This window comes from Mesorhizobium sp. M7A.F.Ca.MR.148.00.0.0, assembly GCF_003997735.1.
Classification (GTDB): Bacteria; Pseudomonadota; Alphaproteobacteria; order Rhizobiales; family Rhizobiaceae; genus Mesorhizobium.
Map to the genome: position 1 here is coordinate 3,193 of NZ_RZTB01000058.1, position 18,031 is coordinate 21,223.

Genomic DNA, 18,031 nt, shown 5'->3' on the forward strand with positions numbered 1-18,031 from the left:
GGCCATCGGCGCTGCCGACATCATAGCCCTTGGCTTCCAGCGACCGCTGCAGGGCCGCGATGTCCGAACGGTGGAGCCCGCCAACCGCGCCCCAGCTGCCGGCAAAATTCGCGTCGCCATGGGCGATGCGATCGGCGCCGTGGCCGATGAACAGCGCGTAGAGGTCGCTGGTGTTGTATTGCTTCAGCACGTAGAAATTGGGCGTGGCGACAAAGGCCGGGCCGCTGCGCCCTGCCGGCATCAGCAGGAAGCCTTCGGCCTTCAGTTCACTCGCCGGAAACGGTTTGCCGCCGACGCGCTTGATGCCCATATCAGCCCATTCGGAGATTTTCTTGCCCTGGTCCGGGCCTTCCAACGAACAGGAAACGCTTTCCGGCACCGTCACCTCGAAACCCCAGCCACGGCCCTTTACCCAACCGTAATGGACGAGATAATTGGCGATCGAGGCCAGCACGTCCGGCGTCGAGTTCCAGATGTCGGCGCGGCCGTCGCCGTCGAAATCGACGGCATGTTTCAGGAACGAGGTCGGCATGAATTGCGGCTGGCCGAGCGCTCCGGCCCAGGACGATTTCATCGCGCCGACCGGAGCCAGCCCGCGCTCGACGATCTCGAGTGCAGCAAGCAACTCGGTGCGGAAGAAGTCCTTCCTGGTCGACATGAACGCTTTGGTGCCCAGCACTTCGAAGGCGACGTAAGGCATTTTTGCCGCGCCGAATCCGGTCTCGCGGCCCCAGATCGCCAGCAGCACTTCGCCCGGCACGCCGTAGCGCTTTTCGATTGATGCAAGTGTCCTGGCATTGGTGGCTTCGCGCGCCCGCCCGCCCGCCGTCACCGCGCGAACCGTCTTCTCGGCGAAATAGGCGCCGGGTGAGCCGAATTCGGCCTGGTGCTGCTTCCGCGGCGTGGTCGCCTTATCGCCCGGCTTGACCAGGTCGGGCAGCTTCAGATTGGGCTTGATGCCGTCAAAGGCGGCATCGAAGGTGGTTTTGGAAATGCCTTTCGCCCTTGCTTGCGGCCAAAGGTCGTTCTGCAGCCAGGCGCGGAACTGGTCGTCGATCGGTGCGGCCGAGGCGGGAGTGACCGAAACCATCGCCGCAAAGACAAGGCAGAGAAAGACGAAAGCTGATTTCACAAAAGCAGGAATCATTTGCTTCTCCTGCCCGCCAATTGCGTCAAAACGCCGTCCGCGAGCGTAGCGCCGCGGCCAGCGTGCCCTCGTCGAGATAGTCGAGTTCGCCGCCGACCGGCACGCCATGCGCGAGCCGTGTCACCTTGATGTCGAAGCCGGAGAGCTGATCGGTGAGGTAATGCGCGGTCGTCTGGCCCTCCACCGTCGCATTGACGGCGAGGATGATCTCCTTGACCTCGCCACCGGCGACGCGGTCGACCAGCGAGCGCATGTTGAGCTGGTCGGGGCCGATACCGTCGAGCGGCGACAGCGTGCCGCCGAGTACGTGGTAGCGCACATTCATCGCCGCCGCGCGCTCCAGCGCCCACAGGTCGGAGACGTCCTCTACGACGATGATGGTGCCGGCGTCACGGCGCGGGTCGGTGCAGATCATGCAAGGGTCCGATGTGTCGACATTGCCGCAGGTCGAGCAGATGCGCACCTTGTCGGCCGCTTCGGCCATGGCGGCGGCCAGCGGCGACAAAAGCTGCTCCTTCTTCTTGATCAGATGAAGGGCCGCACGCCTGGCCGACCGGGGACCCAGCCCCGGCACCTTGGCCAGGAGCTGGATCAGACGTTCGATCTCGGGACCGGCGATTCGCTTCGACATCGCTCTGATCTAGGATTTTTCAGAGCGCTTTGGAACATCCGCATACGCATGACCGCCATATTGGCCTTGGCGGACCAAAATGGGCGGGGCCTATGGGGACCATGGAGAGCAGATCAGTTGGTTTCGAGCGGCCGGCCCTGGCTGACGATCATCGCGCCGACAGCGTCGGTGTTCTCAGGCGTCGACTGGAATCCCATAGACGCCTCTTGCGGCGCTTCCTCGACCGAGGAGATGACCCTTGTCCTTGTGTTCAAGGTTCCGCCAAAACGGGCGGCATCCGGTTCCTCCATCGGCTCCTGCATCGCCACCACCGTCGGCTCCGCCGAGACACGCGCGGATTTCGCGGTCGGCACGGCGGCCGCGGTCATATAGGTCTGCTGGGCAGGGACGGACCGGACGGTGGCCGGCTTGGCCGGACGCACCGGCTCGGCGGACGCGACCATCGTCACCGGCTCCGCTGGCTTCTGCGGCGCCGCCGAGGCAATGGCGACCTGCGGCTCGTCCGGCAGCGGCTGCCAGTTGCGGCCGCGCTTCTCGTAGAAGGCATTGCCGCCGGCAACCATGGTGTAGTGCATGTTCTTGTAGGGGAAGCGTAAGCCGGCGGTGTGGAAGAACATGGTGTTCTTGAGCTTGGCCTTGCGCTCACCCTTGAGCACCGCCTCGGCAGCCTCTTCGACATCGGGCATTGCGCGTGAATTCATCGGCCTTGTCATGACGCCGGGGGCAAACTGCCCGCGCTCGCCCACCACCGCACAGATGGTGCTGCCGTGCTTGCCGGAGCGCAGCCGGTTCATCACCACCGTGCCGACCGCGATCATGCCGTCGCGGCTCGATCGGTTGGATTCAAAGAACATCGCCCGTTCCAGGCATTCCTTGTCCTTCGGCGTGTGGCTGTAGGCCCGTGAGCTGAGGAAAACCGGCGTGATGGCGTCGGTCAGGCTGGCGACGGACATGCCGTGTGACGTGGTCTGGCTGCAGGCAGCCAAAAACAGGGGTGAAATGACGGCGCAGAGCAACAGCGGCGTCTTCCATCGCGTGGCAATCAACAGGTAACCCTCTCACTTCCATGCCCGCCCCCAGGCTGCGGCAAGAATGAGACACTTTCGGGCAAAATGATGGCCAAAACGTTATTGATGAGGCTCTGTTGCCAAATTGGTACAGCTGCATGGCCTAAAAGTGAATTAGTGCCCCACTGTAATGGCCGCCGGCTGGCCGGGCTCAAGCTCCTCAACCTTCTCCGAAAACAGGCCGCGCCGGAGGAACAGCGTTCGCGCCTCCCTGGCCGTCGGCGCGATCTTTCCCGGCCAGTCGCTGTCTATGAAGTCAGCCTTGGTGAAGTCCGGATTTGTCTCGCTTGCCGCCTCCAGAAATTCGGCGATCTCCAGCACGATCGCGCGCTCGTCCTTTGAAAGCGCCGATGTGCCGGCTTCGATCGACGGGCGATGGACGAAATCCTCGAACAGGTAGAAATAACCCTTGATGCCGACGAGATCGACGCCGTCGTCACAATCGGCCAGGATTTCCAGGATCTCGTAGATCCTGTTGCGGATACGCTGCTCGATCAGTCTTTCGGAGGGCTCTTCGGTCATGGCGATCATGGGCGCGCGCGCCGAATGCTAGAAGGGCAGTTTCATTCCCGGCGGGATCGGCAGACCTGCGGTCAGCGCCTTGGTCTTTTCCTGCATGATCTGCTCGACCTTGGTCTTAGCGTCGTTGTGAGCGGCCAGCACCAGGTCTTCCAGGATCTCGACATCGTCTTCCTTGAACAGAGACGGATCGATCTTCAGCGACTTCATCTCGAATTTTCCGGTCAGCGTCACGTTGACCAGGCCGCCGCCGGCCTGGCCGGACGCTTCCAGCGTGGCGATCTCGTCCTGCATGGCCTGGAACTTGGCCTGCATTTCCTTCGCCTTGCCCATCAGGCCGAGAAGATCTTTCATGGTCGGGTCCTTTGCGGATTCGTGGCTGGATCAGGGTTCGTCGTCGTCAGCCGGCGGCTCGACCGGCACTTCAGCCTCTGTCGTTTCGGCTTCCGGCGCGTCTGGAATGCGCACGTCGATGATCTTGGCACCGGGAAAGCGCGCTAGGATGGCGGCCACGGTGGGATCGCTCTTGGCATCGAGAAATGCCGTCTCGCGCTTGGCCGATTCCATTTCGGCGAGCGTCTGGCCGCCCTCTTCCTTCGACAGGGAGACCAGCCAACTGCGGCCGGTCCAGGCGCGAAGCTTCGTCGTCAGGTCGTTGAGCAGCATCTTGGGCGCATCGCCGGTCAGGCCGACGTCGATGCGGCCGGGCTCGATACGCACAAACCGGATGCAGCTCTTGACCAGCACCTTGAAGGCGATGTCGCGCTGCGCATCGGCGAGCGCAATGATGTCGGCCAGCGATTTCAGCGGCGCCGATTCCATGGCCGGCTCCGGCGGAGCGACGTAGGCAACGGCAGCAGGCGAGGCTTCGACCAGCCGCATGCTCTGTGCGCCGCCCGACCCAGATGGCATGCGCGTTTGCGCCACCGCGCTGGCACCACCGCCATTGCCGGAACTTGCCGACGTCCCATTCGGGCGCGGCGCGCCATTCTGCATAGGCGCAGCGCTATCGAGCGGTCTCAGCGCCTCGTCCAGCGTCGGCAGATCGGCGGCATGCGCCAGCCGGATCAGCACCATTTCGGCGGCACTGACCGGCCGGTTGGAGGACTGCACCTCGGGGATGCCCTTGAGCAGCATCTGCCATGTCCGTGATAGCACCCTGACCGACAGCGTCCTGGCGAAATCGGCGCCGCGCTGCCGCTCGTCTTCCGACAGCGAGGCATCCTCGATGGCCGTCGGCACGAAACGCAGCCGGGTGACGAGATGGTTGAATTCGGCAAGGTCGGTCAGCACGGCGGCTGGATCGGCGCCGGTGTCATACTGCGCACGGAATTCGCCAAGGGCTGCCGCCACATCGCCCTTCATCACATGTTCGAACAGGTCGACGATGCGGGCGCGGTCGGCAAGTCCCAGCATCGCCCGCACAGCCGCGGCACCGACAGTGCCGGCGCCATGGGCAATCGCCTGGTCGAGAATGGAGAGCGAATCACGGGCCGAGCCCTCGGCGGCGCGCGCGATCATCGCCAGCGCGTCGTCGTCGACCGAAATGCCTTCCTGGGCCGAGATCGAAGACAGATGCGCGACCAGCGCGCCGGCGTCGATGCGCCTCAGGTCGAAGCGTTGGCAGCGCGACAGGACGGTGATCGGGACCTTGCGGATTTCGGTGGTGGCGAAGATGAATTTGACGTGCGGCGGCGGCTCTTCCAGCGTCTTCAGCAGGCCGTTGAAGGCCTGCGTCGACAGCATGTGCACTTCGTCGATGATGTAGACCTTATAGCGGGCCGAGACCGGCGCGTAGCGCACGCGCTCGATGATATCCCTGATGTCGTCGATGCCGGTGTGCGAGGCGGCGTCCATCTCGATGACGTCGACATGGCGGCCCTCCATGATCGCCTGGCAATGCTCGCCGAGCACGGCGAGGTCGACCGAAGGCTGGTCGATATCAGCGGTTTTATAATTCAGGGCCCGCGCGAGGATGCGCGCCGTCGTGGTCTTGCCGACGCCGCGCACGCCGGTCAGCATCCAGGCCTGGGCGATGCGGCCGGTGGCAAAGGCATTGGTGAGGGTGCGCACCATCGGCTCCTGGCCGACCAGCTCGGAAAAATTCGAAGGACGGTACTTGCGCGCCAGCACGCGATAGGCGGCGGCCTTGCCTATCTCCAGGCTTTTTGGTCCCGAATTTCCGGCTTCGCTCATACGCCCGTAAAGCTCCAAATAGCCGCGCCCGAAGGCGGCCGATTCCTGCGCATAGTCTCGCCCGCGCTGCAATGCGTCGTCAATGTCGCGAGAGGGGCCGATGAGGTGGGAGGCTGGAACAATGACCCGTTCCGGGCTCGTTAGGGCTGCTTCCTTCCGGACCTGACCCGGTTGGCGAGTGGATCGTCCACCACCAACCTCCCGCTTTCCATATCGGCAATTGCGCGACGAAATGCAAGTCCGCCGAAGAAATCGTTAAATGTCGAATCGGCGCACCAAACCGTGAGGGCGCAATGATTCACTTGCAGCCCCCTTGCCGCCGCTCTAGCCTTCATGTGTTGAGCAAACCAAGAAAAGCAAGGGAAACGCCGATGCTGCCGGGCCTGGAGGCCGGATTTACGCTGGACGCACGGCTGGAGGCGGACAGCGAACAGTTGATGTGGCTTGGGCTGTGCGAGCTGCGGGTGATGAACGACCGCCGCTGGCCATGGCTGCTGCTGGTGCCGCAGCGGCCCGGCGCGGAGGAAATCCATGACATGACGCCGCTCGACCAGACGATGCTGACCTTCGAGACCAATATGGTGGCGCAGGCGCTGAAGAAGGCGACCGGCTGCACCAAGATCAACACCGGCGCGCTCGGCAACATCGTGCGCCAGCTGCACATCCATGTCATCGCGCGTTCGGAAGGTGATCCCGGCTGGCCAGGCCCTGTGTGGGGACACGGCCTGCGAGAGCCCTATCAACGTTCCGACTTGCGACGGTTTGCCGAAACGATCAAGGCGGCGCTATAAGCGTTCCCCGTGTCCATCCCTCAACATAGCCCAGAGTCCCCATGAGCTTCCGCCTGTTTGACGCGCCTTTGCGCGAGCCGAGCCAGTTCGTCGGCTTCGCCGGCAACACGATCGACCGGCAGTCCGAGAACCGCGCCGACGATTCGGTCGACAAGGCGCTGGCCGACCCGGCGACGCGGCTGCTTCTGATGCATGGCGGCCGGCTCTATCTGAAGCTCGGCGATGGCGGCGCTCTCGATCCCTGGTTCAGCGCGACCGAGAGCGAGCCCTTCAAGGTTTCCCTGGCGCAAGGCATCCTGCTCGGCTTTTCCGAACGAGGACCGGTGCTGGCCGTGCCCGCCGGCGTCGAACCCGAACAGCTTCCGGAAACAGTCAAGGCCATCGACTACCGCTCGGTCTACATGCAAGGGCTGATCGACGAGGCGGCGGCCGGCGCGATGGCGCAAGGGGCGGCCCTGCTTGCCTGGCATGCCAGCCATCGCTTCTGCAGCAAATGCGGTACGGAATCGCAGATGCGGGCGGGCGGCTACAAGCGCCATTGCCCGAATTGCGGCACCGAGCATTTTCCGCGCACCGACCCGGTGGCGATCATGCTGACGGCGACGCGGGAGAAATGCCTGCTCGGGCGCGGCCGTCATTTCGCGCCGGGCATGTACTCGGCCCTTGCCGGCTTCATCGAGCCGGGCGAGACGATCGAGGCTGCGGTGCGCCGCGAGACGCTGGAAGAGGCCGGCATCCGGCTTGGCCGCGTCGTCTACCACGCCAGCCAGCCCTGGCCGTTTCCCTATTCGCTGATGATCGGCTGCTTCGGCGAGCCGCTCAACGACGACATCCAGGCCGACCTCAACGAGCTTGAGGACTGCCGTTGGTTTTTTCGCGACGAGGTGCGCCTGATGCTGGAAAGGACGCACAAGGACAATCTGGTCACGCCGCCGAAAGGCGCCATTGCGCATCACCTCATCCGCGCCTGGGTCGATTCAGAATGATGGCAGCGATTATTCAAAGACATTGCAGGAGCAGGACATGATCCGTCACACCGTCGTTTTCACGCTGAAGCATCCGCCGCATTCGCTGGAGGAAAAGCGGTTCCTGGTCGACGCCAAGAAAATCCTCACCGCGATCAGAGGCGTCACGCATTTCGAGCAATTGCGGCAGATCAGCCCCAAGAACGACTATCGTTTCGGCTTCTCGATGGAGTTCGCCGACCAGGCCGCCTACAACAGGTACAACGACCATCCCGACCATGTCGCCTTCGTGCGCGACCGCTGGGTGCCCGAGGTCGAGACCTTCATGGAGATCGACTATGTGCCGCTGGGCGCGGTGATTTAGTGCATGGTCCCGAAAAGTGGAAACCGGTTTTCTAGGACAAACGGTTCGTTTGTCCGGAGATCATGCCCAGCTGCGATCAGTCCGCAACCTTCCACTGCTCACGCGACTCACTGGCCGGATAGACGCCGAGAATCCGCACTTCGCGGGAGAAGAAACGAAGCTCGTCCAGCGCCAGCTTGACCAGCGGGTCGTCGGGATGGCCCTCGATGTCGGCGTAGAACAGCGTCGCCGTGAAAGCGCCCAGCTGGTAGCTCTCCAGCTTGGTCATGTTGATGCCGTTTGTGGCGAAGCCGCCCATCGCCTTGTAGAGTGCCGCCGGCACGTTGCGGACGCGGAAGATGAAGGTCGTCATCATCTTGACGTCAGGCGACGGGCGCTCGGCCCATTGCTTGTTCTTGGTCAGGACGACAAAGCGGGTGACGTTAGAGTCGGTGTCCTCGACGTTTTGCTCGATGATATCGAGCCCGTAGAGCGTCGCTGCCAGCGCGGGCGACAGCGCCGCCATGGTGCGGTCCTTGACCTCGGAGACCATCTTGGCGGCGCCGGCCGTGTCGCCGGCGACGATCGCCTTCCAGCCGTTCTTGCGGATGTATTTGCGGCACTGGCCAAGCGCGTGGATATGGCTGTGCACCGTCTTGATCTCGTCGCGCCTGACGCCCGGCAGCACCATCAGCTGGAAATGGATCGGCAGGAAATATTCGCCGATGATGTGCAGCTTCGATTCCGGCAAGAGATGATGGATATCGGCGACGCGCCCGGCAATGGTGTTCTCGATCGGGATCATGGCGAGGTCGGCCTTGTTGGTCTCGACCGCGTTGAAGGCATCCTCGAATGTCGGGCAGGGCAACGGCTCCATCGAAGGGAACATGTTGCGGCTGGCGGTGTCGGAATTGGCGCCCGGCTCGCCTTGGAAGGATATTCTGTTGGTCTTTTCAGGCATGCCGATATCTCAGGTTGAAAGGATCTGTCTGGCGCGTTCGAGGTCTTCCGGCGTGTCGACGCCGAGCGGCAGCGACTGGACGATCTCGGCGTCGATGCGCATGCCGGCTTCCAGCGCCCGCAACTGTTCCAGCCGCTCGCGCCGTTCGAGCGGCGACGGCTTCAGCGCGACGAAACGCTCCAATGCGGTGCGGCGGTAAGCGTAGAGGCCGACATGATGGTAGAGCGGCCCCTCGCCCCAAGGCGCCGTGGCGCGGGTGAAATAGAGCGCCCTCAGCCTGCTGCCGGAAAGCGGCGAGCCGACGATCTTGACGACATTGGGGTTGGTCTTTTCTTCGTCACGGACGATCTCGACGCCGAGCGTGGCGATGTCCACTGCACTGTCCTCGAAAGGCCTGAGCGACGCGGCGATGATCTGGGGATCGATCGTCGGCAGGTCGCCCTGCACATTGACGATGGTTTCGACCTTGCGCCCGGGGTCGAGCGCGATCAGCGCCTCGTGGATGCGGTCGGAGCCGGATTCGTGATCCGTGCGCGTCATCACGGCCTCGAAACCGTGCGCGCGCACCGCCTGCGCCACGCTTTGCGTGTCGGTCGCCACCACCACCCGTCCAAGGCCGGCTTCGGCGGCACGGCGGGCGACATGGACGATCATCGGCGCGCCTGCGATGTCGGCCAGCGGCTTGCCCGGCAGGCGGGTCGAAGCCATGCGGGCCGGGATCAGGATCAGCGTGGACATTTCGGGTGCAAGGCGTCTCGAAAGAGGACAGGGAAAGTGGCAAAAGGTCTCACTGGAAGCGCCCTTATAGGTGTTGCAACGCCGCAGCAAAAGACCTAGTTTCCGCCCGATTTGACCGCCCTGGCAGGACGGGTCACGATACCGACGGACGGAGTGGACGGTTCTGTCCGCCGGAAAAGGGAGCAAGGGGCGTATGGATTCCAACGAAGTCAACAAACTGCTCGCCGGATTGCTCGGAACCGTTTTCGTCGTCTTCTCGGTCGGCATCGTGTCCGATGCGCTGTTTGCCTCGCCGGCGCCGGAAAAGCCCGGTTTCGCCATCGAGGCCGCCGAGCCCGCCGAAGGCGGTCCGGCCGCGCCTGCCGCCGCTGCCAAGCCGATCGCCGAACTGCTGGCGACCGCCAATGTCGAGCAAGGTGCTGCCGTCTTCAAGAAGTGCCAAGCCTGCCATTCCGGCGAAAAGGGCGGCCCCAACAAGGTCGGCCCCGACCTGTGGGACCTCATCGACCGCCCCGTTGCCGAGCATGAAGGCTTTGCCTATTCGGCCGGCATGAAGGAATTCTCCAAGGGCGGCGCCGAGAAGTGGACGTACGACAACCTCAACCACTTCATCACCTCGCCGAAGAAACTCGTGAAGGGCACCGCGATGGGCTTCGCCGGCCTGCCCAAGGACGAGGATCGCGCCAACGTCATCGCCTATCTGCGCACGCTGTCCGACAATCCCAAGCCGCTGCCGGCGCCGGGTGCCGCCGCAGATGCAGGCGCGCCCGCCGATGCAGCCGCTCCGGCAAAGCCGGCTGAGGGTGCCGCGCCGGCCGCTCCCGCCGCCCCGGCTCCGGCCGCACCGGCACCGGCGCCTGCCCAATAGCCAGATATCATCTCGACGACCTTGAAAAAGCCGGGTTCAGCCCGGCTTTTTTGTTGGGAAAACCGCATAGGCGGCGACAAAGCCGCGCACGGCGGTTTTCACGAGCGCCAAATCATCTAGATTGCCATGAACGGGCATTGCGAAGAGGATAGTGCATGACGGTTGGCCGAACGCTTCTCAAGTCGTTGCTGGCGGCAGCCCTTCTGGCGGCGGGCTTGCAGGCTGCCCGCGCCGACGAATGGCGCACCACCTCATCGCTGATCGGCGAATCCAAATACGGCGCCAATTTTCCGCACTACGACTACGTCAATCCGAACGCGCCCAAGGGCGGCACGCTGAATTCGGTGGTGCCAGGCACATTCGACAGCTTCAACCCCTACATCGTCCAGGGATCACCGGCCGCGGGCCTGGTCGGGTTCGGCGGCGGCCTGCTCTACGACACGCTCATGGAGCAGGCGACCGACGAAGGCAGCACCAGCCATCCGCTGATCGCCGATGCCTACAAATATCCTGATGATTATTCCTCCGCGACCTACCGGCTCGATCCGCGCGCCAAATGGCATGACGGCCAGCCGATAACCGTCGATGACGTGATCTGGTCGTTTCATGTGCTGAAGGCCAACAGCCCGCAGTACAGCCGCTATTTTGAAAATGTCACCGATGCGGTGGCGATTTCGGATCGCGAGGTGGAGTTCCATTTCAACCAGAAGGGCAATCGCGAACTGCCCAAGATCATCGGCGACCTTGCCGTGCTGCCGAAACATTGGTGGGAAGGCACCGATGCCAACGGCAAGAAGCGGGACGTAACCAAGCCGACGCTGGAAATTCCGCTCGGTTCGGCCGCCTACAAGATCACCAGCTTCAAGCCGGGTTCGGAAATCATCTGGCAGCGTGTGCCGGACTATTGGGCGGCCAAGCTGCCGGTGAAGATCGGCCGTGAGAATTTCGACACCCGACGCTACACCTATATTCTGGACGACAACGCTGCCTGGCTCGCCTTCACCAAGGGTGGGCTGGAAGACATCAACCGCGAATACAGTTCGCGCAAATGGGCGACGGCTTACAATTTCCCGGCATTCCAAGCCGGCGATGTCATCAAGAAGGATTTCCAGACCCAGGCGCCGGAACCGATGCAGGGCTTCGTCCTCAACCAGCGACGGCCGCTGTTCCAGGACCGGCTGGTGCGTGAAGCGCTGACCATTCCGTTCGATTTCGAGAGCATGAACCGCACACTGTTCTTCGGCTTCAACACCCGCACGTCGAGCTATTTCCAGGGCACCGAACTGGCCTCGAACGGGTTGCCGCAGGGCAAGGAACTGGAAATCCTGGAAAAATACCGAGACAAGCTGCCGCCCGAACTTTTCACGCAGGAATTCAAGCTGCCGGTCTATGATTTGCCGCAGGCGGAACGGAAGTACCTGAAACAGGCGGTCGATCTCTTCGCCAAGGCGGGCTGGGTGATCAAGGGCGGCAAGATGGTCAATGCCAAGACCGGCGCGCCGTTCAAGTTCGAAATCCTTGGCTGGAACGACACCGACCAGGTGATCGCCAGCCCCTACATCGCCAATCTGCGCAAGATCGGCGTCGACGCCACTTTGCGCATCATCGACCAGACGCAGTACATCAACCGCGTCAACAATTTCGATTTCGATGTCGTCACCGGGATGCTGCAGCAGTCGGATTCGCCGGGCAACGAGCAGCGCGACTTCTGGAGCTCTAAAGCTGCCGACTCGCCCGGTTCGCGCAATCTGATGGGCATCAAGGACCCGACCGTCGACGCGCTGGTCGATCGCATCATCTTCGCCACCGATCGCGACGATCTCGTCGCCGCCACCCATGCGCTCGATCGCATCCTGTTGTGGAACTTCTACGTCGTTCCGCAATATTACCGGTCGGCGGTGTGGCTGGCCTATTGGGACAAGTTCAAATTCCCCGACAAGCAGCCTGCCTATGTCGGAGCCGACATCGATTCCTGGTGGATCGATCCGGACAAGGAGAAGGCCTTGGCAGCCAAATACAAGGGCGGCAATTGATGGCGGCCCTTGCCCGTCGCGACTTTCTCGCCCTGGGCAGTGCCGCGGCGGCCGCCGCCCTGCTGCCAGGCCGGGCCTTCGGCGACACTGCGACCGGCACCAGGCTGCACGGCCTGTCGGCCTTCGGCGACCTCAAATACAAACCCGATTTCGCGCATTTCGACTACGTCAATCCTGACGCCCCAAAGGGCGGCCAGATGAATTTCGCGCCGCCGAACTCGACCCTCAATCAGAGCTTCCTGACCTTCAACACCCTGAATTTCCTGGTGTTGAAGGGAGAGGCTCCGCCGCGCGCCGAACTCTGTTTCGATTCCCTGATGACAAGCGCGCTCGATGAGCCGGATGCGGCCTACGGCCTGCTCGCCGAAACCGTTACCCTGTCGCCAGACCGCAACGGTTTCCGCTTCGCCCTGCGACCGCAAGCGCGTTTCCATGACGGCTCGCCGCTGACCGCGGACGACGTTGTCTTCGCGCTGAAGCTTTATAAGGACAAGGGCCATCCGAACCTTTCCCAGGCGTTGCGGTACATGACCGACGCGGTTGCGGTCGATCCCGCCACCGTCAACCTCACTTTCAACGGCGAACAGTCAGCGCAAAACATCCTGGCGATCGTGGGGATGCCGATCGTCTCCAAGGCCTTTTACACGGCCAATGATTTCGATGCCTCGACCATGACACCGCCGCTTGGCTCGGGTCCCTACAAGATTGGACGCGTGGCGGCCGGACAGACTGTCGAATATGACCGCGTGGCCGACTATTGGGGCCGCGATCTGCCAGTGAACCGCGGCCTCTACAATTTCGACCGCATCCGCATCGACTTCTATCTTGACCGGCAGGCGGCGTTCGAAGCCTTCAAGAAAGGCGACACGCATTTTCGCGAGGAATTCACCTCGCGGGTATGGGCGACCGGATATGACTTTCCGGCGCTGAAGGACGGCAAGGTCGTCAAACGGGAATTTCCCGGCGAGAAGACGCCGGATATGCAGAGCGTCGCACTGAACCAGCGTCGTCCGCAATTCCGCGATGAGCGGGTGCGGCGGGCGATCGCCAGGTGCTTCGATTTCGAATGGATGAAGCGGGCGCTGTTTTACGGCTCCTACGAGCGTTCTCAATCGAACTTCGAACGGTCGGATTACAAGGCCGAAGGCCTGCCCTCGCCTGAGGAATTGGCCCTGCTGGAGCCGTTCCGGGCCGAATTGCCGCCAGAGGTTTTCGGTGAAGCGGTGACGCAGCCCCTTTCCGACGGTTCGGGCCATGACCGCAAGCTGCTGGGCGAGGCGTCGAGATTGCTTGCGCAGGCCGGCTGGAAGCGCGATGGCAGTTTCGTCGTCAACGACAAGGGTGAGCGGCTGCGGGTCGAAATGCTGGCGGAGGACGACGGCATCGTTCGTATCTACACCCCTTGGTCCGAGAACATGAAGGCGATCGGGATCGACGCATCGATCCGGCAAATCGATTCGGCGCAGTATGAGCAGCGGCACAGCAATTACGACTTCGATCTTGCCTTGCTGCATTGGTCGATCGGGGCGACGCCGACCGACGACAGCCTGCAGATGCTCTATGATTCCCGAATGGCGAAAATCCCGGGGCAGCGCAACTATCCGGGCACGGAAAGCAAGGCCATCGACGCCCTGATCGCGGCAGCCGGCAAGGCGAAAGACCGTATAGAACTCGTCACGGCGCTCAGAGCGCTCGACCGGGTCTTGCGCGCGCGGCTGGACTGGATTCCAACATACTATCTGGCGAATCACCGCGTCGCCTATTGGGACATGTTCGGCTTTGTCGAACAGAAGCCCGATTTCGGCTTTCCGGTCGAGACGCTGTGGTGGTTCGATAAGGGCAAGGCGGCAAAAATTGGCAAAGGCTGAGATGTTCGCTCAAGCGGGGCAGAAGGCCTGATGGGCGCCTATATCCTGCGCCGCATCCTGTTGATGATCCCGACCCTGTTCGGCATCATGGCGATATCCTTCGCCGTCATCCAGTTCGCCCCCGGCGGTCCAGTCGAACAGGTCATCGCCCGGCTGACCAATCAGGGCGGCAGCGACCGCCTTGGCGGCGGTGGCGGCGACGCGGGTGCTGGGGGCAACCTGGATGTCGCCGGTGACGTCAGTTCGAAATATCGCGGGGCGCAGGGGCTCGATCCGGAATTCATCAAGAAGCTGGAAAAGCAGTTCGGCTTCGACAAGCCGCCGCTCGAGCGCTTCGGCATGATGCTGTGGAACTATGCCCGCTTCGATTTCGGCGACAGCTATTTCCGCGACATTTCGGTGCTCGACCTGATCCTGGAAAAAATGCCGGTCTCGATCTCGATCGGACTGTGGATCACGCTTTTGTCCTACCTGATCTCGATCCCGCTCGGCATCCGCAAGGCGGTCAAGGACGGCACTCCCTTCGACGTCTGGACCAGCGGCGTCGTCATTGTCGGCTATGCCATTCCGGGCTTCCTGTTCGGCATCATGCTGATGGTGCTGTTTGCCGGCGGGTCTTTCTGGGACTGGTTTCCGCTGCGCGGCCTCACCTCGGACAATTGGGATCAATTGTCCTGGTGGGGAAAGATCGTCGACTATTTCTGGCACATGACCTTGCCGCTGACCGCGCTGGTGCTGTCGGCCTTCGCCACCACGACGCTGCTGACCAAGAACTCGTTCCTCGAAGAAATCCGCAAGCAGTATGTGGTGACGGCGCGGGCCAAGGGCCTGTCGGAACGGCAGGTGCTCTACGGCCACGTCTTCCGCAACGCCATGCTGATCGTCATCGCCGGCTTTCCCGGCGCCTTCATCTCGGCCTTCTTCACCGGCTCGCTGCTGATCGAGAACATCTTCTCCCTCGATGGCCTCGGCCTGCTCGGCTTCCGGTCGGTGGTCGAGCGCGACTATCCGGTGGTGTTCGCCAATCTCTATATCTTCTCGCTGCTGGGGCTGTTCGTCGGTCTCTTGTCCGACCTGCTCTACACCTGGGTCGATCCGCGCATCGATTTCGAGCGGAGAGACGTCTGATGTCGGAGGCTACAGTCCCCGTGGACGCGGCACCCGCGCGGATAAAGCGGCCGTTTCTGTCGCCGCTCAACAAGCGGCGCCTGCAGAACTTCAAAGCCAACCGCCGCGGCTACTGGTCGCTGTGGATCTTCCTCGTCCTGTTCGTGCTGTCGCTGTTTTCCGAGTTCATCGCCAACGACAAGCCGATCATCGCCTCCTACAAGGGCGAGATCCTGTTTCCGGTGCTGGTCGCCTACCCCGAGGAAAAATTCGGCGGTTTCTATGCCGTCACCGATTATCGCGACCCGGTCATCCAGGACGAGATCAACGCCAATGGCTGGATGATCTGGCCGCCGGTGCGCTACTCCTATCAGACCGTCAACAACGCCATTCCGGAAGCAGCACCGGCCAGGCCGTCTTGGCAGTATGACGCCACGAAGCGCTGCAACCAGTACCCGCAGGGTGCCGCCGACCCCGCCTGCATCGTCGGCAACTGGAATTGGCTGGGCACCGACGACCAGGCGCGCGACGTGCTGGCGCGCGTCATCTACGGCTTCCGCATTTCGGTGCTGTTCGGCCTGATCCTGACCGCCGGCTCGGCCTTGATCGGCGTCGCGGCCGGCGCCGTGCAAGGCTATTTCGGCGGCTGGACGGATCTCTTGTTCCAGCGTTTCATCGAAATCTGGTCTGCCATCCCGGTGCTCTACCTCCTGCTCATCGTCGCCGCCATCCTGCCGCCGGGCTTCTTCATCCTGCTCGGCCTGATGCTGCTGTTCTCCTGGGTGGCGCTGGTCGGTGTGGTGCGGGCCGAGTTCCTGCGCGCCCGCAATTTCGAATATGTCAACGCGGCCCGGGCGCTCGGCGTGCCCAACCGCACCATCATGTTCCGGCACCTGCTGCCCAACGCCATGGTGGCGACATTGACCTTCATGCCCTTCCTGCTCTCAGGCTCGATCTCGACGCTGACCTCGCTCGACTACCTCGGCTTTGGCCTGCCGCCCGGCTCCGCCTCGCTCGGCGAACTGCTCAAGCAGGCGCAGCGGAACCTCAATGCGCCGTGGCTCGGCATTTCCGGCTTCGTCGTCATCTCGCTGATGCTGTCGCTGCTGGTCTTCGTCGGCGAGGCGACGCGCGATGCCTTCGATCCGCGCAAGACGTTCAGATGAGCGAAGCCCCCTTGCTCAGCGTACAGGACCTCAGCGTCGCCTTCAGCCAGGGCGGCAGCCAGTCGACGGCGGTCGACCACATCTCGTTCGACATCGCCAAGGGCGAGACGGTGGCGCTGGTCGGCGAATCCGGTTCCGGCAAATCGGTCTCGGCGCTTTCGGTGCTGAAGCTGCTACCCTATCCAAGCGCCAGCCATCCCTCGGGAAAGATCCTGTTCCAGGGCGCCGACCTGCTGGCGATGAACGAGAAGCAGTTGCGGCAGGTGCGCGGCAACAAGATCACCATGATCTTCCAGGAGCCGATGACTTCGCTCAATCCGCTGCACACGATCGAGCAGCAGATCGTCGAGATCCTGAAGCTGCATCAGGGCATGGCCGACCGCCCGGCCAAGGAACGCACACTGGCCTTGCTCAACGAGGTCGGCATCCGCGATCCGCACAAGCGCCTCGATGCCTATCCACACCAGTTGTCCGGCGGCCAGCGTCAGCGCGTGATGATCGCCATGGCGCTGGCCAACGAGCCCGAACTTCTGATCGCCGACGAGCCGACGACGGCGCTCGACGTCACCGTGCAGGCGCAGATCCTCGAACTGCTGGCCGGCTTGAAGAGCCGCAAGGGCATGTCGATGCTGTTCATCACCCATGATCTCGGCATCGTGCGCAAGATTGCCGATCGCGTCTGCGTGATGACCAAGGGCAAGATCGTCGAGACCGGGCCGACCAAGGAGATCTTCGCCAATCCGCAGCATGCCTATACGCGGCATCTGCTGGCGGCCGAGCCAAAGGGCAAGCCGCCGGCCGCCAATGCCGATGCCAAGCCTGTCATGACCGGCAAGGACATAAAGGTTTGGTTCCCGATCAAGCAGGGCTTCTTCCGCCGCACCGTCGACAATGTGAAGGCGGTCGACGGCATCGATGTCACCGTGCGCGCCGGCCAGACGCTTGGCGTGGTCGGTGAATCCGGCTCCGGCAAGACGACGCTCGGCCTGGCGCTGGCGAGAATGATCTCGTCGACCGGAACGATCCAGTTCAACGGTCGCGACATCAACCAGCTGACTTTCAACGCCATGCGGCCGCTCAGGCGCGAATTGCAGATCGTCTTCCAGGATCCGTTCGGCTCGCTCAGCCCGCGCATGTCGATCGCAGAGATCATCGAAGAAGGCCTCAAGATCCACGAACCGAAGCTGTCGCCCGACGAGCGCGACGACAAGGTGGCCGCCGTGCTGAAGGAGGTCGGGCTCGATCCGGCGACACGCAACCGCTATCCGCACGAGTTTTCCGGCGGCCAGCGCCAGCGCGTTGCCATCGCACGCGCCATGGTGCTCAACCCGCGCTTCGTCATGCTGGACGAGCCGACGTCGGCACTCGACATGAGCGTGCAGGCGCAGGTCGTCGATCTGCTGCGCAGCCTGCAGGCCAAGCACGACCTCGCCTATCTCTTCATCAGCCATGATTTGAAAGTCATCCGGGCGCTGGCCAACGACGTCATCGTCATGCGCAATGGCCGGATCGTCGAAGCCGGTCCTTCCCAGCAGATTTTTGAAAATCCGCAAACCGACTATACTCGGGCGCTGATCTCGGCCGCCTTCAAGATCGAGACGGCACCGGTCGGCATCGTCAGCGAGTGATTT

General features: G+C 62.8%; 17 protein-coding genes and 1 other RNA gene. 9 read left to right on the forward strand and 9 right to left on the reverse strand.

Features of this window, described 5'->3' with window-relative positions:
• From EOB49_RS20395 to ffs, 7 genes are all read right to left on the reverse strand, one after another.
• Positions 1-1,090 (reverse strand): lytic murein transglycosylase (locus EOB49_RS20395; RefSeq protein WP_245472767.1); only part of this gene is annotated, 1,090 nt, incomplete at its 3' end.
• An 82-nt stretch (positions 1,091-1,172) separates the two neighbouring features.
• Positions 1,173-1,778 (reverse strand): recombination mediator RecR, encoded by a 606-nt coding sequence (recR, locus tag EOB49_RS20400; protein ID WP_027039603.1) that lies wholly within the window; start codon positions 1,776-1,778, stop codon positions 1,173-1,175.
• Between the two features lie 113 nt (positions 1,779-1,891).
• Positions 1,892-2,824 carry a cell wall hydrolase gene (locus EOB49_RS20405; protein ID WP_127382058.1) on the reverse strand — a complete coding sequence of 311 codons (933 nt, stop codon included), beginning with the start codon at positions 2,822-2,824 and terminating at the stop codon, positions 1,892-1,894.
• Positions 2,825-2,959: 135 nt separating this feature from the next.
• The gene (locus EOB49_RS20410) at positions 2,960-3,367 is read right to left on the reverse strand and encodes a hypothetical protein (protein WP_127319797.1); all 408 of its coding nucleotides are present in this window, start codon (positions 3,365-3,367) and stop codon (positions 2,960-2,962) included.
• 27 nt (positions 3,368-3,394) lie between these two features.
• Complete coding sequence (locus EOB49_RS20415; protein ID WP_013527931.1) at positions 3,395-3,718, reverse strand: YbaB/EbfC family nucleoid-associated protein; 324 nt, start codon at positions 3,716-3,718, stop codon at positions 3,395-3,397.
• 30 nt (positions 3,719-3,748) lie between these two features.
• Positions 3,749-5,560 (reverse strand): DNA polymerase III subunit gamma/tau, encoded by a 1,812-nt coding sequence (locus tag EOB49_RS20420; protein WP_127382059.1) that lies wholly within the window; start codon positions 5,558-5,560, stop codon positions 3,749-3,751.
• Between the two features lie 105 nt (positions 5,561-5,665).
• An RNA gene (gene ffs, locus EOB49_RS20425) (signal recognition particle sRNA small type) lies at positions 5,666-5,762 on the reverse strand.
• A gap of 169 nt (positions 5,763-5,931) precedes the next feature.
• Between ffs and EOB49_RS20430 the strand changes: the two genes are divergently transcribed.
• From EOB49_RS20430 to EOB49_RS20440, 3 genes are read left to right on the forward strand one after another with little or no spacing between them, the layout of a single operon-like run.
• Complete coding sequence (locus tag EOB49_RS20430; RefSeq protein ID WP_127293986.1) at positions 5,932-6,351, forward strand: HIT family protein; 420 nt, start codon at positions 5,932-5,934, stop codon at positions 6,349-6,351.
• A gap of 41 nt (positions 6,352-6,392) precedes the next feature.
• Complete coding sequence (gene nudC / locus EOB49_RS20435; RefSeq protein ID WP_127382060.1) at positions 6,393-7,337, forward strand: NAD(+) diphosphatase; 945 nt, start codon at positions 6,393-6,395, stop codon at positions 7,335-7,337.
• A 37-nt stretch (positions 7,338-7,374) separates the two neighbouring features.
• Entirely contained in the window at positions 7,375-7,680 is a 306-nt protein-coding gene (locus tag EOB49_RS20440; protein WP_127268465.1) for a Dabb family protein, read from the forward strand.
• Between the two features lie 76 nt (positions 7,681-7,756).
• Here EOB49_RS20440 and EOB49_RS20445 read toward each other — a convergent pair whose 3' ends face one another.
• Positions 7,757-8,620 (reverse strand): prephenate dehydratase, encoded by an 864-nt coding sequence (locus EOB49_RS20445; RefSeq protein ID WP_127268466.1) that lies wholly within the window; start codon positions 8,618-8,620, stop codon positions 7,757-7,759.
• 9 nt (positions 8,621-8,629) lie between these two features.
• Positions 8,630-9,358, reverse strand: coding sequence for a 3-deoxy-manno-octulosonate cytidylyltransferase (locus EOB49_RS20450; protein ID WP_127382061.1), 729 nt, complete (start codon positions 9,356-9,358; stop codon positions 8,630-8,632).
• A 193-nt stretch (positions 9,359-9,551) separates the two neighbouring features.
• Here EOB49_RS20450 and EOB49_RS20455 point away from each other — a divergent pair, with 193 nt between their 5' ends.
• From EOB49_RS20455 to EOB49_RS20480, 6 genes are all read left to right on the forward strand, one after another.
• Positions 9,552-10,226, forward strand: coding sequence for a cytochrome c family protein (locus EOB49_RS20455; protein WP_127326250.1), 675 nt, complete (start codon positions 9,552-9,554; stop codon positions 10,224-10,226).
• Between the two features lie 155 nt (positions 10,227-10,381).
• A complete protein-coding gene (locus tag EOB49_RS20460) occupies positions 10,382-12,259 on the forward strand; it encodes an extracellular solute-binding protein (protein ID WP_127382062.1) in 1,878 nt (625 codons plus the stop codon).
• Positions 12,259-14,127, forward strand: coding sequence for an extracellular solute-binding protein (locus EOB49_RS20465; protein ID WP_127382063.1), 1,869 nt, complete (start codon positions 12,259-12,261; stop codon positions 14,125-14,127). The genes EOB49_RS20460 and EOB49_RS20465 overlap by 1 nt, the downstream gene beginning before the upstream one ends.
• 30 nt (positions 14,128-14,157) lie before the next feature.
• Positions 14,158-15,255, forward strand: coding sequence for a microcin C ABC transporter permease YejB (locus EOB49_RS20470; protein WP_127321004.1), 1,098 nt, complete (start codon positions 14,158-14,160; stop codon positions 15,253-15,255).
• Positions 15,255-16,400: an ABC transporter permease gene (locus EOB49_RS20475; RefSeq protein WP_127382064.1), complete on the forward strand. Its 1,146-nt coding sequence runs from the start codon at positions 15,255-15,257 to the stop codon at positions 16,398-16,400. The genes EOB49_RS20470 and EOB49_RS20475 overlap by 1 nt, the downstream gene beginning before the upstream one ends.
• A complete protein-coding gene (locus EOB49_RS20480) occupies positions 16,397-18,028 on the forward strand; it encodes an ABC transporter ATP-binding protein (protein WP_127326246.1) in 1,632 nt (543 codons plus the stop codon). Before EOB49_RS20475 ends, EOB49_RS20480 begins: the two co-directional genes overlap by 4 nt.
• The last annotated feature ends 3 nt before the right edge of the window (positions 18,029-18,031 follow it).

Bases quoted from the DNA above. Each gene is read 5' to 3' on its own strand.
- recR (WP_027039603.1), bottom strand. From the start codon at position 1,778: ATGTCGAAGCGAATCGCCGGTCCCGAGATCGAACGTCTGATCCAGCTC.
- EOB49_RS20410 (WP_127319797.1), bottom strand. From the start codon at position 3,367: ATGACCGAAGAGCCCTCCGAAAGACTGATCGAGCAGCGTATCCGCAAC.
- EOB49_RS20415 (WP_013527931.1), bottom strand. From the start codon at position 3,718: ATGAAAGATCTTCTCGGCCTGATGGGCAAGGCGAAGGAAATGCAGGCC.
- EOB49_RS20420 (WP_127382059.1), bottom strand. From the start codon at position 5,560: ATGAGCGAAGCCGGAAATTCGGGACCAAAAAGCCTGGAGATAGGCAAG.
- EOB49_RS20430 (WP_127293986.1), top strand. From the start codon at position 5,932: ATGCTGCCGGGCCTGGAGGCCGGATTTACGCTGGACGCACGGCTGGAG.
- nudC (WP_127382060.1), top strand. From the start codon at position 6,393: ATGAGCTTCCGCCTGTTTGACGCGCCTTTGCGCGAGCCGAGCCAGTTC.
- EOB49_RS20440 (WP_127268465.1), top strand. From the start codon at position 7,375: ATGATCCGTCACACCGTCGTTTTCACGCTGAAGCATCCGCCGCATTCG.
- EOB49_RS20445 (WP_127268466.1), bottom strand. From the start codon at position 8,620: ATGCCTGAAAAGACCAACAGAATATCCTTCCAAGGCGAGCCGGGCGCC.
- EOB49_RS20450 (WP_127382061.1), bottom strand. From the start codon at position 9,358: ATGTCCACGCTGATCCTGATCCCGGCCCGCATGGCTTCGACCCGCCTG.
- EOB49_RS20455 (WP_127326250.1), top strand. From the start codon at position 9,552: ATGGATTCCAACGAAGTCAACAAACTGCTCGCCGGATTGCTCGGAACC.
- EOB49_RS20460 (WP_127382062.1), top strand. From the start codon at position 10,382: ATGACGGTTGGCCGAACGCTTCTCAAGTCGTTGCTGGCGGCAGCCCTT.
- EOB49_RS20465 (WP_127382063.1), top strand. From the start codon at position 12,259: ATGGCGGCCCTTGCCCGTCGCGACTTTCTCGCCCTGGGCAGTGCCGCG.
- EOB49_RS20470 (WP_127321004.1), top strand. From the start codon at position 14,158: ATGGGCGCCTATATCCTGCGCCGCATCCTGTTGATGATCCCGACCCTG.
- EOB49_RS20475 (WP_127382064.1), top strand. From the start codon at position 15,255: ATGTCGGAGGCTACAGTCCCCGTGGACGCGGCACCCGCGCGGATAAAG.
- EOB49_RS20480 (WP_127326246.1), top strand. From the start codon at position 16,397: ATGAGCGAAGCCCCCTTGCTCAGCGTACAGGACCTCAGCGTCGCCTTC.